General features: G+C 64.2%; 14 protein-coding genes. 11 read left to right on the top strand and 3 right to left on the bottom strand.

Annotated features, from left to right (window positions below):
* Window positions 1–43: 43 nt before the first annotated feature.
* The 3 genes from MMG94_RS05195 to MMG94_RS05185 all read right to left on the bottom strand — a co-directional run bounded on the left by MMG94_RS05195 (window position 44) and on the right by MMG94_RS05185 (window position 4,580).
* Entirely contained in the window at window positions 44–2,635 is a 2,592-nt protein-coding gene (locus MMG94_RS05195; protein WP_270110739.1) for an LPS-assembly protein LptD, read from the bottom strand.
* Window positions 2,635–3,720: an LPS export ABC transporter permease LptG gene (gene lptG, locus MMG94_RS05190; protein WP_016920945.1), complete on the bottom strand. Its 1,086-nt coding sequence runs from the start codon at window positions 3,718–3,720 to the stop codon at window positions 2,635–2,637. Before lptG ends, MMG94_RS05195 begins: the two co-directional genes overlap by 1 nt.
* Before the next feature lie 284 nt (window positions 3,721–4,004).
* Window positions 4,005–4,580 carry a hypothetical protein gene (locus MMG94_RS05185; RefSeq protein ID WP_154420009.1) on the bottom strand — a complete coding sequence of 192 codons (576 nt, stop codon included), beginning with the start codon at window positions 4,578–4,580 and terminating at the stop codon, window positions 4,005–4,007.
* Window positions 4,581–4,778: 198 nt separating this feature from the next.
* On the opposite strand from MMG94_RS05185, the gene MMG94_RS05180 reads away from it, so the two are divergent.
* From MMG94_RS05180 to MMG94_RS05130, 11 genes are all read left to right on the top strand, one after another.
* Window positions 4,779–6,323: a leucyl aminopeptidase gene (locus tag MMG94_RS05180; RefSeq protein WP_016920943.1), complete on the top strand. Its 1,545-nt coding sequence runs from the start codon at window positions 4,779–4,781 to the stop codon at window positions 6,321–6,323.
* Window positions 6,324–6,587: 264 nt separating this feature from the next.
* Entirely contained in the window at window positions 6,588–6,995 is a 408-nt protein-coding gene (locus tag MMG94_RS05175) for a DUF4383 domain-containing protein (RefSeq protein ID WP_016920942.1), read from the top strand.
* Between the two features lie 62 nt (window positions 6,996–7,057).
* A complete protein-coding gene (locus MMG94_RS05170; protein WP_016920941.1) occupies window positions 7,058–7,369 on the top strand; it encodes a BON domain-containing protein in 312 nt (103 codons plus the stop codon).
* Window positions 7,370–7,431: 62 nt separating this feature from the next.
* The gene (locus MMG94_RS05165; protein WP_016920940.1) at window positions 7,432–7,917 is read left to right on the top strand and encodes a DNA polymerase III subunit chi; all 486 of its coding nucleotides are present in this window, start codon (window positions 7,432–7,434) and stop codon (window positions 7,915–7,917) included.
* On the top strand, window positions 7,914–8,618 hold the full coding sequence (locus MMG94_RS05160; protein ID WP_016920939.1) for a class I SAM-dependent methyltransferase: 705 nt from the start codon (window positions 7,914–7,916) through the stop codon (window positions 8,616–8,618). The genes MMG94_RS05165 and MMG94_RS05160 overlap by 4 nt, the downstream gene beginning before the upstream one ends.
* Window positions 8,615–9,664, top strand: a complete 1,050-nt coding sequence (locus MMG94_RS05155) for an ABC transporter ATP-binding protein (protein WP_016920938.1) — start codon at window positions 8,615–8,617, stop codon at window positions 9,662–9,664. The genes MMG94_RS05160 and MMG94_RS05155 overlap by 4 nt, the downstream gene beginning before the upstream one ends.
* Before the next feature lie 260 nt (window positions 9,665–9,924).
* Window positions 9,925–10,836: an ABC transporter permease gene (locus MMG94_RS05150; RefSeq protein WP_016920936.1), complete on the top strand. Its 912-nt coding sequence runs from the start codon at window positions 9,925–9,927 to the stop codon at window positions 10,834–10,836.
* Window positions 10,833–11,624 carry an ABC transporter permease gene (locus MMG94_RS05145; RefSeq protein WP_016920935.1) on the top strand — a complete coding sequence of 264 codons (792 nt, stop codon included), beginning with the start codon at window positions 10,833–10,835 and terminating at the stop codon, window positions 11,622–11,624. The genes MMG94_RS05150 and MMG94_RS05145 overlap by 4 nt, the downstream gene beginning before the upstream one ends.
* A 28-nt stretch (window positions 11,625–11,652) precedes the next feature.
* Window positions 11,653–12,201 carry a CDP-alcohol phosphatidyltransferase family protein gene (locus MMG94_RS05140; RefSeq protein ID WP_016920934.1) on the top strand — a complete coding sequence of 183 codons (549 nt, stop codon included), beginning with the start codon at window positions 11,653–11,655 and terminating at the stop codon, window positions 12,199–12,201.
* Between the two features lie 4 nt (window positions 12,202–12,205).
* Window positions 12,206–13,462: an AI-2E family transporter gene (locus MMG94_RS05135; RefSeq protein ID WP_016920933.1), complete on the top strand. Its 1,257-nt coding sequence runs from the start codon at window positions 12,206–12,208 to the stop codon at window positions 13,460–13,462.
* A 6-nt stretch (window positions 13,463–13,468) separates the two neighbouring features.
* The gene (locus MMG94_RS05130; RefSeq protein WP_016920932.1) at window positions 13,469–14,167 is read left to right on the top strand and encodes a P-loop NTPase family protein; all 699 of its coding nucleotides are present in this window, start codon (window positions 13,469–13,471) and stop codon (window positions 14,165–14,167) included.
* The last annotated feature ends 47 nt before the right edge of the window (window positions 14,168–14,214 follow it).

Raw genomic sequence — 14,214 nt, 5'->3', positions numbered from 1 at the left:
CTGTCATTGACAGGGCCTCCGGGACAAGATCGGGCGTGCCCGATCACCTCACATAAGAACCGCCATAATTGCCGGAATAGGATCCGCCGTTCACATTGCGGACGCCGTCATTCACCAGCACCGAGCCGAGGCCGTAATTGAAGCGCGCTTCGCCCAGCGTGCGGAAGCTCAGCGTCACCATCACCGACTGGTTGCGCGCCGGCAGGCCCGTATAGGACTGCGGCTGGTAAATCTGCGAATAATTGATCGACAGCGTCGTGCATTCGTCATGATAGCCGACGCCGGCGCCGAGCGCCGCGACAGAGAAGAGCGGCGCCGTGCCGATCAAGTTGATGCCCGTGAAATTGGTGTAGAGCGCGGGCTGCTGAGTGAGGCCGTTATAGAGATAACGGCTCATGTCGAAAGTGACCGTGCCGTTGAGGAAGTAGTTTTTCGTGATGTCGTAGCGGCCCGTCGCCGAGAGGCCCTGGCGACGGACGTCGAAGCCGATCGCCGGCTGCGACGCGTAATTGGCGTATTGCAGCTGCAAGGTGACCGGATCAAAATTGAAGGTCGAGAACAGGTCGATGCGTCTCGCGTTGAGATCGGTCTTGTCGAAGCGGCCCTTCGCGATGAAGCTGACGAAGCTGTTGGGCGCAAAGGCGAAGCGGCCGACGAGATCGGAGACGCGCGAGTCGAGGCCCGAATTCAGGCCCACATTGGCGGCGTCCGCCTGCGCATAGGAATTCGCGCCCGCGATCTGCGACGACTGGCCGACCATGGCGTTGAGGAAGCCGCCATTTGGCAGCGAAAGGGTCGCCTGGCCGCCATAGTTCAGGCGCGTGCCCGTCTCGAAACGGTCGTAGCCCGAGAATTTGCTCCATTCGAACAGGGTCGAGTCGTCGAAGACGAGGCTCTGCGAGTCCATATTGACGAGCGACGGGATCGACGTCTGGTTTGGGCGCGCGACGATCTGGGCGATGGGTTCGAAAACGATATTGCCGATGGGGCTGCGCGCGAGAATCGGATACCGCCACTCGGCGCCGAAGCCCGGCGTCGCCTGTCCACGGAACCTCTGATCCTGGCCGTTGAAGAACAGGCCCTGATTCTGGTTCGGAATCGGCTGCCAGAAATTGTTGTAGGCGGGGTAGGTCCCCTCGCGGTCGTAATCGAGATAACTGCCGACGAAGCGGGCGAAGGCGAAGGCCGTCCATACGCCGCCGACAGGATCGATGACCTTGCGCTTCCAGTTGCCGCTCAGCGTCGCATGCTCATAGGCGCCGCCGACGCCGCGCAGCAGACACTGGCTGCGCTGGGGCACGACGTCCGGCGCGTAGATCTGACAGACATTGTAGAGGCCGTAGAGCCGGTCCAGCGTGCGCGGATTGATCGACTCGTAATTCGCGATGTCGGCCGAGGTGCTGGTGACGTTGCCGTCGAGCTCGATCTGGCCGCCAATGCCGCCGGTCCTGGCGGGGTCGACGTCGAAGACCCGGTTGTAGTCGATCACCGGATGCACGACAGGCTGCTGGGCCTGCACGTCGTTTGGCGACAGGCCCTGGAAATAGTAGCCGCGCATGTCGAACCAGCTGCGCGGGCCCTGCCCGGTCAGATAGACGGTCGAGGACGATTCGCGGAAGAAGTAGTTCTGCAGGAGGTAGTTGTATTGCTTGTAGTCCTGCAGGAAGTAGCGATCCGACAGCGCCGTGACGTCCCAGCCGAACTTCCAGCGATCGTTGATCGCGAATTCGCCCATCGACTGGATGGCCCCGCGCCATTGGCGATCATGCGCGCCGAGCGGCGGCGGCGCGAAGGCGCCGGGGTCGCCGACATGGGTTCCTTCGGCGCGGATAGAGAAGCCGCCATTCTCGAAGCGCTTGCGGAATTCACCGGTGAGGAACGGGCCCTGACGCGTGAAAACCGCCGGCGTGATCGTGACGTCCATATCCGGCGCGATGGCCCAGAAATAGGGCACGCCAAAGCCGGCGCCGAGCTGCGAGCGATAGGTGAAGACCGGCGTCAGGAATCCGGATTTGCGCTTCACCGTCGGGTCCGCGGAGGACCAGAAGGGCACATAGGCGACCGGCGTTCCGAGGAGCTCGAAAGTCGCGTCCTCGTAATAGAGCATCTTCTCCACATTGTCGTGGATGATGCGCTTGGCTTTCACCACCCAGGTGCGCGGTTTCGTGGGGTCGTCCTTGCAGGCTTCGCAAGCCGTGTAGGAGCTCATGTCGAAGGTGGTTTCGTCGCCGGCGCGCTCGGCGCTCATATGCGTATTTTGTGGCGTGTCGACCTGCAGGCTCTCGATGAAGCCGGCCTTGAAGTCGTCGGTGAGGTCGAAGCGATCGGCGCGCGCAATCGTGCCGTCCGTCTCGGTCAGCTTCGCGTGACCTTCCGCATAGACGCGCGACGTGTTGCGGTCATAGACGACGCGGTCAGCCTCGAGCAGGCGGCCCTTGTAAAGGATCTGCACCTGTCCGCGCGCGGTGACGGTGTTCTTGTTCTCGTCATAGACCATCTCCCTGGCCTCGACGACCATGCGCTCGCCATTGCCCTGGGGCGCGGCGCGCGCGGTCGCGACGAGAAGAGTCGCGGCCCCGGAAAAGGCGGCGACTGTCGAGAGGAGAGTCGAGAGGCGACGGAGGCGGCGACGCATCAACCGTCCTCCGAATAAAGCAAAGTAAGCGTGCCCAACATGCTCCCGACAAGCGCAGGCGACCAAGCGGCGACGAGGGGAGAGATCATTCCTGCGCCGCCGAGATCAGAGAGGACTTTGGTAACTATGTAAAGCACGAAGCCTGCCACGACGCCACCGGAAAGGGTTTTGGCGACGCCGCCAAATCGAAAGAACCTTAATGAAAAACTAGCGGAAACGAGAACCATGGCGACGAGAAGCAGCGGGCGCGCCAGCAGCGTCTGGAATTGCAGCCTGTAGCCTGTGGCGTCGAGTCCGGCTTCGGCTGTGCGGGCGGTCATTTCAGGCAGGTTCCAGAAGGGCGTGCCCGATGGCGGGGTCGTCGCGGCGGCGGCCTGTTCGGGCGTGAGGTCGGTCGCGAGCATATAGGCGCTCACTTGCCGGGCGGGCTCGCCGGGCGCGCTGACCGTCGCGTCCTTGAGCGCCCAGACGCCGGGTTCGAGATGGGCCTTCGCCGCCTCGACGCGCTCCACGAAGCCGCCGTCCGCCGAGTAGATATTGACGCTCACGCCCGTGAGATCGACGCCGGCATTGGCCGTCTCGATGGCGTGGATGACGGCGAGACCGTCGACGCCGTGCTGGCGAAGCCAGACGCCATGGTCGATTCGGATGCTCCCCGGCCGGCCGAAGATCTTCAGCTCCATTTCCTCGGAGCGCTGTTTCATGTCGGCGGAGAGGGGATTGTAGATCGTCACGGAGACGATCCCGATGAAAAGCGCCGTGAGCGCCGGCGGCGCGATGAACTGCCAGACGGACATGCCGGCGGCGCGCGCCACGATCAGCTCCAGCTTGCGGGTAAGGTCGACGAAGGTCGCCATCGAGCCGAAGAGCACGGCGAAGGGCAGGATCATCTCCGCCGCCGCCGGCACCTTCATCGCGGTCATCAGCGCGACCACGCCGGCGCCGGCGGCCGGATTGTCGCTGGCGCGGCGCAGCATCTCGACGAAGACGACGACGAACATCAAGCAGAAAATCGTGAAGAAGATCGCGAGGATCGTCTTCATGAAGCGCATGGCGAAATAGCGGGTGATCGTCATGCCGATCATGCCGGCGCTCCAAAGCGCGGCGCCGGACGGCTCGGCGCGGGGCGGCGCGTCAATGTCGTCATCGGCCTCTGTTCGCCCCTCTCGCTGAAATCACCGGACGCCGCTTTAGGGCTTTGTTAAGGATGGCTAAACGCTTCAAGGCGCCCAGGCAAGCGCCGCCGCGTTCCGCGGCGCGCATCCCGTGCATTCAATCTACGGGCGTTGCTTTTCGGCCACGGCGCCATTTTCCCGGCCGATCGCGGCGTTTTGGGGGCGGGGCCCCCCGCGAACCGGGCGCCGGGCTATCAACACGGAATGGGGAGATGGCGGAGAATCGGGAACAGATCGCAGGCGTGATCGAGCCGGGTGAGAATTGCGACGGTCGCGCACAAATCAATGAAGAGGTGTACAAACGTGTTGATAAAAAGGCTGAATATCGAGCAGCGACTGCGCAATATTGGCAAGGTGAAGCCGGCGCTTCCCGCGTTCTGGAGAGACTCGCGAATAACATTGAGTGTCTTATCTTCGCCTTCGGCGGAATCGTCGAGCATGTGCTGCAGGGCCACTCCCGACATATGCAATTGCTGCGAGCACTGTAGCACGAACGCCAGATGACCGATGTTGAAAACCCAAACGGCGAGAACCGCCGCCATGGCGAGACTGTAAGAAAGATGCTCTTTCAGGTTGAAGCCAAAGGAGCCGGCTGAGAATTGTACGGCCGTATAAACGGCCCACAGCGAAAAATATTGTGTCTGCTTCGTCGTTATATACGAAAGAATGTCTTTGATCTCGATTTTGGACAGATAGCCATTTGACTTTACACTGACTGGCTGCAGGCGAGAGCAAAAATTTATTTTCATGGCGATGGCGTCCGAGGACAATCGAGACAATCAAACTGAGAAAACAGTGTTCTACCTACCTTTTCATAATAGCCTCCTTCGTTTCGTCTGTCCATCGACGCCGACGGAGCGCCTCGCGGCCGGGTGATTTGACCCCGGCATTAGGCAGATGATAGTGCCCGCTGAAAGCATGCGTTCTAGATGATCGCATACATCCAGCTTACTTCAGTGAGGCCGCAAATGTCCCTCAACGCGAAATTCGAGGTTTTGTCCTTCGACGAGTCGGAGGCCGCTCTTCGCGCGCCAGAGGAAGCCGGTCGCCCGCGCGCCCTCGTTATCTTCGTTGGAACGGACCTTGCGCTCGGAGACCGCGCCAAAGCCCTTCTGAAGGACGCCAAGGCGCAGATCGACCGCGCCGCCGCCGTGGCGAAGTTCAAGGGCAAATCCGGCTCTGCTTTGGAGATTCTCGCGCCGGCGGGCGTTCCGGCGAGCCGCCTGCTGCTGATCGGCGTCGGTCCTGGAAACGCGGACGACGGCGAAAAGCCCGCCAAATTCGAGGATTACCTGTCGCTCGGCGGTCAGGCCGCGGCAAAGCTCGGCGCCGGCTCCTCCTCGGTGGTCCTGTTCGATCTGCCCGAAGCGCCGGCCGAGCCGGCCGCAGCCGCCGCGCAATTCGCGCTCGGCGCCTGGCTGCGCGCCTATAAGTTCGATCAATACAAGACCAGGAAGAAGGACGAAGACAAGGACGGTCCTGTCGAGCTTCAGCTCGGCGTCGCCGACGCCGCAAGCGCCAAGGCGCTCGTCGCCGAGGCGTCTCATACGGCCGAGGCCGTGGTTCTGGCCCGCACGCTGGTCAACGAGCCCGCCAATGTGCTGTCGCCGGCGGAATTCGCCCGCCGCGCCTCGGAGCTGATGAAGCTTGGCGTCGAGGTCGAGATTCTCGACGAGAAGTCCATGGCGGAGCTGGGCATGCGCGCTCTGCTCGGCGTGGGGCAGGGCTCCGAGAATGAAAGCCGCCTCGTCGTGCTGCGCTGGAATGGCGGCGCGGCGGATGCGGCGCCGATCGCTTTCGTCGGCAAGGGCGTCGTGTTCGACACGGGCGGCATCTCGATCAAGCCCGCGGCCGGCATGGAGGACATGAAGGGCGATATGGGCGGCGCGGCTGCCGTCACCGGCGCGCTTTACGCCATCGCCGCCCGCAAGGCGAAGGCCAATGTCGTCGGCGTTCTCGGCCTCGTCGAGAACATGCCCGACGGCAAGGCGCAGCGCCCCGGCGACATCGTGAAATCCATGTCGGGACAGACGATCGAGGTCATCAACACCGATGCGGAAGGCCGTCTCGTTCTCGCCGACGCCCTCACTTACGTCATCGAGAAGCACAAGCCCGCGGCGATCGTCGATCTCGCGACGCTCACCGGCGCGATCCTTGTCGCGCTGGGACAGGAATATGCCGGTCTTTTCTCCAATAATGACGAGCTGGCGGACCATCTGACCAAGGCCGGAACGGCGACCGGCGAGAAGCTGTGGCGCTTCCCGATGGGGCCGGCCTATGACAAGCTCATCGACTCGAAATTCGCCGATATGAAGAACACCGGCGGCCGTCATGCCGGGTCCATCACCGCCGCGCATTTCCTGCAACGCTTCGTCGGCAAGACGCCCTGGGCGCATCTCGACGTCGCCGGCACAGCCATGGGCTCGCCCGCAAGCGACGTGAACCAGAGCTGGGGCTCCGGCTATGGCGTGCGGTTGCTGGATCGGCTGGTGAAGGATTTTTACGAGGGGTGACGGCGCGCGCCGCCGCGTAGCCAATGACGTGTCGCGCGTGACCGTGATCGCGGACGGCGCGACGGCCGCATCGTCAATTATGTCGCCTTGAGGCGCCGCGCGGATCGAGCGGGCTTTTTTCCGTCCCGGTCCCGGCAACGCGTTATGCCCCGCTTAAGTCTATGATTTCCAATTGAAAACCTTCCGCCCTGTCCCATCTGTCGGCCAAGGGAATGCGCGAGCATTCCCGGGTCGCAGCAGGCGACAGTGCGAAAGGAATCCCCTATGGCCACCACCCTTGCCGGTCGGACGTGGAGCAGCGCCGACAATCTCGCCAAGCTGTTTGGCGTGATCTTCATCATCGTCGGGATATTGGGCTTCATTCCCAATCCCCTCGTATCCTATCGCGGTCTCTTCGAGGTCAACACCTTCCACAACATCGTCCACATCGTGTCGGGCGGCATTCTGCTGGCGAGCCCTTATTACAATGCGCCCGTCATCACCTTGCGCGTCTTCGGCGTCATCTACGCCGTCGTGACGATTCTGGGCTTTATCTCGCTCGATTCCCTGAATTCGATGGGTCTGGCGGTGAACCAGCCGGATAACTGGCTCCATCTCATCCTGTCGATCGCAATTCTCTGGGCGGGCTTCGCGATGCCTGCCGAAGAGCGCGTAACGACGGCGCATATGTGAAGCGGGCGGCGCCGCGGCGCAGACCGCGGCGCTCCGCCGCAAGGAGGCGGCAAGGAGGCGGGATGACGGCGCTGCCGCAAGACGTGAAGGTCGCGATTATCGAAGCGTTGCAGGAAGACGGCGTCGATTCCTCACGCATCGTAATCGAATTCCACGGCGACGAAGTCGTCGTAAGGGGCGACGTGAATACGCATGAGGAGAAGCGCGCCGCCGAGGGCGCCGTTGCGCGCCTCTCCCGCCGCGCAAAAATGCGCTGCGACCTCGCCGTGTCCCTGATCTATCAGGCCGGCGAGGATGTGGTTTACGAAGCCGGCCTCGAGTCCTTCCCCGCAAGCGATCCGCCGTGCTGGACGCCCACGATCAGCCGGAGCTAGGGGACTTGCGCGCCGCTCCTTAATTGGCCATCAAAGGCCCCGCCGCCGGTCGGGAGGGGCCCATGGTCGAAATCTCTTTCTACCATCACCAGACTCGCAGGATCGACGACACCCTGCCGACCTTGCTGGAGCGCTCGCTGGCGCGCGGCTGGCGCGTCGTGGTGCAGGCGGCGAGCGAGGCGCGGCTGACCGCGCTCGATCAGCATCTTTGGGCCTATCGGCAGGAGAGCTTCCTGCCGCATGGAACGAAGCGGGACGCCTCGCCCGAAACGCAGCCGATCTTTTTGACCTGCGGCGTCGAAAATCCGAACGGCGCCGATGTGCGATTCTTTGTCGAGGGCGCGCAGATCGCGCCCGTTCTCGCGAGCGCCGCGGCGCCGCGCGCGCGCGCCGTGCTGCTCTTCAACGGCGAGGATCCGGGCGAACTCTCCGACGCCCGCGCGCAATGGAAGGAATTGCGCGACGCGGGACAGACGCTGGTCTATCAACAGCAGGACGAGAGCGGGCGCTGGGTGGAAAAAGCGCGCGAACCCAAGGCCAAATCATGACGGACGCAGATTTCGCCGAAAGGCGCGCCCGCGCGCGCGCGAAGCTCGACGCGATCGATCCCCATAAGCGCGAAGGCGGCGTCGACGCCGATCCTCAGCGTCGCGAATGGTTCGAGGCGGTGTATCAGTTCGCAGGCGACGATCCGGCGGGCGTGCCCTGGGCCGGTCTCGCGCCGCATCCCGTGCTGGCGCAGTGGCTGGAGGGCCGTTCGCTCGCGGGGCTGCGCGCGCTCGACGTCGGCTGCGGACTCGGCGACAATGCCGAGGCTTTGGCCAAGGCCGGCGCGAGGGTTGTCGCGTTCGATCTCGTTGCGCGCGCGGTCGAATGGGCGAGGCGCCGCTTTCCGCAAAGCGCCATCGATTATTGCGCCGCGGATCTTTTTCAAGCGCCGCCGGAATGGCGCGGCGCTTTCGATCTCGTCCATGAACTTTACACGCTGCAGGCTTTGCCGGAGGCGCTGCTGCCCGACGCGGCGCGCGCGCTCGCGTCTTTCGTCGCGCCGGGCGGCATGTTGCTCGTCATTTCCCGGGCGCGTGACGAAGGGCAGGACGTCGCCGGACCGCCCTGGCCGCTGACGCGCGGGCGGATCGAGACGCTTGCCGTGTGCGGGCTGCGCCTCGTTTCGCTCGAGGACGTCCCTGCGTCGGAAACGATCGTTCGCCATTGGCGCGCGGAGTTTCGCCGCGAGGTCGACAGGTGACCGCGCCGCTTCTCTCCGTCTCCGAGATTTCCAAAAGATACGGCGCGGTCGTCGCGCTGGAGGGCGTGTCGCTCAACGTCGGCGCGGGCGAATTTTTCGCGCTGCTCGGCCCCTCCGGCTGCGGCAAGACGACGCTGATGCGCTGCATCGCCGGCTTCGAAACGCCCGACAGCGGAAAGCTGACGTTGAAAAGCGCAGACCTCTCCGGCGTGCCGCCGCATCGGCGCCCTGTGAATATGATGTTCCAGAGCTATGCGCTCTTTCCGCATTTGAACGTCTACGAAAACGTCGCCTTCGGCCTTCGGCGGAAGGGCGAAAGGGAAGAAGCGATACGCGCGCGGGTGAGCGAATTGCTGGACATGACGCAGCTCGCGCCTTTCGGCGCGCGTCGCATCAACGAGCTTTCCGGCGGGCAGCGTCAGCGCGTCGCGCTTGCGCGGGCTTTGGCGCCGCGTCCGGCCTTGCTGCTGCTCGACGAGCCGCTCGGCGCGCTCGACCGCAAGCTGCGCGAGGAAACGCAATTCCAGCTCAAGGAAATACAACGAAAAACGCGAACGAGCTTCGTCATCGTCACGCATGACCAGGACGAAGCGCTCGCCATCGCCGACCGCATCGCCGTGATGCGCACGGGAAAAGTGGAGCAGATCGCCGCGCCGATCGAGATTTACGAGAAGCCTGCGACGCGCTTCGTCGCGGGCTTTGTCGGTGAAATGAATTTCATCGAAGGCGAAATCGCGCGCGACGACGGCGCTGCTTTCGTGACGTCCTTCGCTCGGCTTCCGCGCGCCGAATGCGCGTTGCCCCAAGGCGCCCGCGCGACGCTCGGCCTGCGCCCCGAGCGCATCGAGGTTTCACGCGACGGCGAGGGCGTTGCGGGGCGCGTCGAAGACTTCGTTTTTCGCGGGGAATATACGCTGCTGCGCGTGCGCGTCGCGCCGGACGTGGTGCTGCGCGTCGGCGCTTATGACGGGCGCTTTGCGATTGGCGACGACGTGAAGCTGACAATCGCGCCGGATGCGGGCGTGTTGTTTGCGGAGAGCGAATGAGCGTGCTCGCTTGCGACAATCCCGCCTTCACCCTGTCCCTCCCTCGCAAGCGAGAGAGGGGACGCTCGTGATCAGTGATCTCGATGACGGCGGCGATCTGCCTCCTCTCCGGCGAAGCGGGGGAGGGTTAGGAGGCCATCCGTCTCCGTCTTCGCAAATGGGCGCCGTCATTGCGAGCGAAGCGAAGCAATCCACAACCAGGGCGCCGCTCTGGATTGCTTCGTCGCTTGCGCTCCTCGCAATGACGGACAAGCGCTACGATGATTGAGCGCCGTCTCTCCCTCGGCGAGCGGCTGACGCTCGCCATTCCCTATCTGTGGATCGCCGCTTTTTTCCTCGCGCCGATGCTGCTCATCGCGAAGATTTCGGTCTCACAATCCGTCCTCGCGCGGCCGCCCTACGAGCCGCGTTTCCATTGGCGCGATTCCCTTTCGGAACTGTGGTCCAAGGCGCAGACGCTCACGCTCGACAATTACCGCGCGCTCGTCGGCGACAGTCTTTATTTCGACGCCTATGTCTCGTCGCTCTGGATAGCTGCGGTCGCCACGCTTGCGACGCTCTTCGTCGCCTATCCCTTCGCCCTCGCAATGGCGCGCAGCCCGCGTCGATGGCGGCCCTTTCTCATCGGCGTCGCGGCGGCGCCGTTCTGGACGAGCTTCCTCATCCGCGTCTATGCCTGGATCGCGCTGTTGAAGGACGAAGGCGTCATCAACAATGCGCTGATCGCGCTGGACCTCATCAGCGCGCCGATCGAGATGTTTGCGACGACGGGCGCGGTGATCGTCGGCATCGTCTATTCCTATCTGCCATTCATGCTGCTGCCGATCTACGCCGCGCTCGAAGGACAGGATCCCAGCCTGCGCGAGGCGGCGGCCGATCTCGGCGCTTCTCCGGCGGAGATTTTCCTGCGCGTGACTCTGCCGCTGTCGCGCGACGGCGTCATCGCCGGCGCGCTGCTCGTCTTCATTCCGGCGGTCGGCGAATTCGTCATTCCCGATCTTCTCGGCGGCTCCGACACGCTGATGATCGGACGCACGCTCTGGAACGATTTCTTCGCCAATCATGATTGGCCCGCCGCGTCCGCCGCCGCCATCGCGCTCGTCTCGATCCTCCTCGCGCCGCTTTTATTGTGGGAGCGCGCGCGTCTTCGCGAAGAGGAGGGGCGCCGGTGAGTCTTTCCTTCCACATTGCGCGGGTCGGGACGCTCATTGCGGGCTTCGTCTTCCTCTACGCGCCGATCGTCATCCTCGCGGGGATGAGCTTCAACGCCTCGCGCCTCGTCTCGGTCTGGGGCGGCTTCTCGACCAAATGGTATGCGGCGCTCTTCGACAATGAGCTGCTGATCGCCTCGGCGAAGATCAGCCTCGCCGCCGCGCTTCTCTCCGCCACGATCGCCACTTTTCTGGGGCTGCTTGCAGCGGTCGCGCTGGCGCGTTTCGGGGCGTTCCGCTCGCGCATGCTTTTCTTTGGCGCGATCCATGCGCCGCTTGTCCTGCCCGAGGTCGTGCTGGGCCTTGCGCTGCTTTCCTGCTTCGTCGCGCTCGGAATCGGACGCGGCTTTGCGACGCTCGTCATCGGCCATGTGACGTTGACCATGTGCTTCACGACGGTCGCGCTTCTCGCGGCTCTGCGCGGCTGCGATCCCGCGCTCGAGGAGGCGGCGATGGATCTCGGCGCGACCCCGGTCCAGGCCTTCGCGCTCGTCGCTTTGCCGCAGATCGCGCCGGCCATGGCCAGCGCGTTTCTGCTCGCCTTCACGCTCTCGCTCGACGATCTCGTGATTGCGAGCTTCGCGACGGGCCCCGGCGCGACGACGCTGCCGATGCGCATCTATTCCCAGGTGAGGCTTGGCGTCTCGCCGCAGATCAACGCGATCTCCACCCTGCTGCTCGGTCTCGTCGCGCTCGCGCTCGGCGGCTCGGCGCTCGCCATGCAGGCCGGCAAGCGCCGGGGATTGTGAGAGGCGAGCCCCGCGCCACATACGCTTTATGGCCTCCCGCTGGTTTGCGTCGCTCCCGAACCTCATTACGATCGGCAGGCTGGTGCTGACGCCGGCCATAATCGGCATGGGCGTCGATCAGCGCTGGGGCCCGGCCTTCCTCATATTCATCGTGGCGGGGGTCTCGGACGCGCTCGACGGCTGGCTGGCCAAGACCTACCATCTGCAATCCGAGCTCGGCGCCGTGCTCGATCCGCTGGCGGACAAGGCGCTGATCATCTCCATTTATGTCTTGCTCGCGAGCGCGGGGGCGCTCCCGCCCTGGCTCGCGATCCTGGTCGTCTCCCGCGACGCGCTGATTGTCGGGGGCGTCCTCGTGGCGTGGTTCCTTTCGCGGCCCGTCAAGGTCCGGCCGCACATATCCTCGAAAATCACGACCGCCGCGCAGCTCGGCCTCGCCGGATTTGTTTTGGCCGGCGAGGCCTATGGCTTTCGCGCCGAGGCTTTGGAAAGCCTCTTCGAGGGAAGCGTCGCCGCATTGACCATGACTTCGGCAAGCGTCTATCTGTGGCTCTGGGTCCAGCATATGAGGCCTTGAGCATATGACGAAGCAGAAGCTGCCGGCGGCTCCCCGCGCGAAGGGGGCGCGTCAGCCCGCCAATTTGTCTTCGGCTGCGGCGACGTCGCCCGACGTCCAGCAATCGGAGCCCGTGCAGGTCGTCGCGGTAAAATGGGCGGGCCTGAGCCTCGAACGGCAACTGGCGCTGTGGGGCGTGACGCTCCTTGTGCTGGCCGCGATCCTTTACCTGTTGAGCCCGGTCCTCGCGCCCTTCGTGGCGGGCACGGCGCTCGGCTATCTGCTCGATCCCGTGGCCGACCGGCTGCAAAAGCTTGGCTGTTCGCGCCTCGGCGCGGCGCTGTTGCTGCTTTCTGTCTTCCTCGCCGTCCTGGTGACGGGTCTCGTCATTCTGCTCCCGATATTGACCCACCAGCTCGCGGGATTCCTCACCGCGCTGCCCGGCTATCTGCAGACGCTGCATGGCCTCGTCACGGAATGGAGCGCCCATTTCACAAATGAATATCTCAAGGATTTTCTCGAGAAATATGGATGGGCCGGCGCCGGCGCGAGCCTGAACGTCGACATCGAGAAATATTTCAACGATCTCGCGAGCCAGGGCGCGTCGATGGTCGGCGATTTTCTGAAATCGTTGCTGTGGCGCGGCTATGCGCTCATCAATGTGATTTCGCTCGTCGTCATCACTCCTGTCGTGGCCTTCTATATGATGCTCGACTGGGATCATATGGTTCAGATCATCGACGACCTCGTTCCGCCGCGACACCGCGACGACGTGCGCATGCTGGCGCGCGACATCGATCGCGCGCTCGCGGGCTTTGTGCGCGGGCAATCGCTGGTCTGTCTCTTCCTTGGCGTCTGGTACGCGCTGGGCCTTTCCGCGATCGGGCTGAATTTCGGTTTCCTGATCGGGGTCATAGCGGGTTTCCTAAGCTTCATCCCCTATGTCGGCTCGATCACGGCTTTCGTTCTGTCGATCATCATCGCGATCGTACAGGCTTGGCCGCATATCAATCTGCCGGTCGAGGCGATCGCCATTGTTTCGACCGGGCTGGTCATGGACGGCTACGTCCTTTCGCCGCGACTCGTTGGCGCGTCGGTCGGGCTGCATCCGGTCTGGATCATGTTCGCGCTGCTCGCGTTCGGCGCGCTTTTCGGCTTTACGGGGCTCATCATCGCCGTGCCGGCGGCGGCGGCGCTCGGCGCGCTCATGCGTTTTCTGGCCCGCCGCTATCGCGCGAGCGCGCTCTACCGCGAATCGCCCTACGCGCAAGACCGGGCCTGACCCGCAATGGGGCAGGGAACGCCGGCGCAACTGCCGCTGGAGTTGCCGGTGCAGCCGCGACTCGGCCGCGCCGATTTTCTGGCGGCGCCGTCGAACGAAGCGGCGCTCGCCATGGTCGAGCGCTGGCCGGATTGGCCCGACCGCGTCCTTCTGCTGGTCGGTCCGCCGGGAAGCGGCAAGAGCCATTTGCTGTCGATCTTCGCCGAGCGCGCCGCGGCCCTGCGGGCTCTCGGCCGTTCGCCGCCGTCATTGGAGACGCTGGCGGCGGCGACGCCCGAGGCGATCGCGATCGACGACCTGGATTTTATCGTCGACGAGACGGCGCTTTTCCACCTGCTGAATTACGCCGTCGAGCACCGGGCGTTCGTGCTGATGACGGCGGCGAGACCGCCCTCCGGCGCGCAATTTCGCCTACCCGATCTTTTGTCACGCCTGCGTCGTGCGCCCATGGTTGAGATCGGCGCTCCGGACGACGACCTCATGCTGGCGGTGCTCGACAAGCTTTTTCGAGACCGCCAACTCCTCGTCGAGCCGCCGGCTCTGGCCTATGCCGCCCTTCGCCTGGAGCGCTCCCTCGACGCGGCGCGCGCTTTTGTCGCGGCGCTCGATCGTGAAGCGCTTGCGCAACAGCGGCGGGTGACGCGCGCGCTGGCCGCGCAGGTCATGGAGCGTTTCGAGGCCGGTTCGAACGGGACGCAGGATTAACTGGGCGGCGTTTTCGCACTGCCTCCGACAGCGTCGATATGGCATGA

The sequence above is a fragment of the Methylocystis parvus OBBP genome (assembly GCF_027571405.1).
Classification (GTDB): Bacteria; Pseudomonadota; Alphaproteobacteria; order Rhizobiales; family Beijerinckiaceae; genus Methylocystis; species Methylocystis parva.
This window is presented reverse-complemented; position numbering and strand designations above follow the sequence as displayed.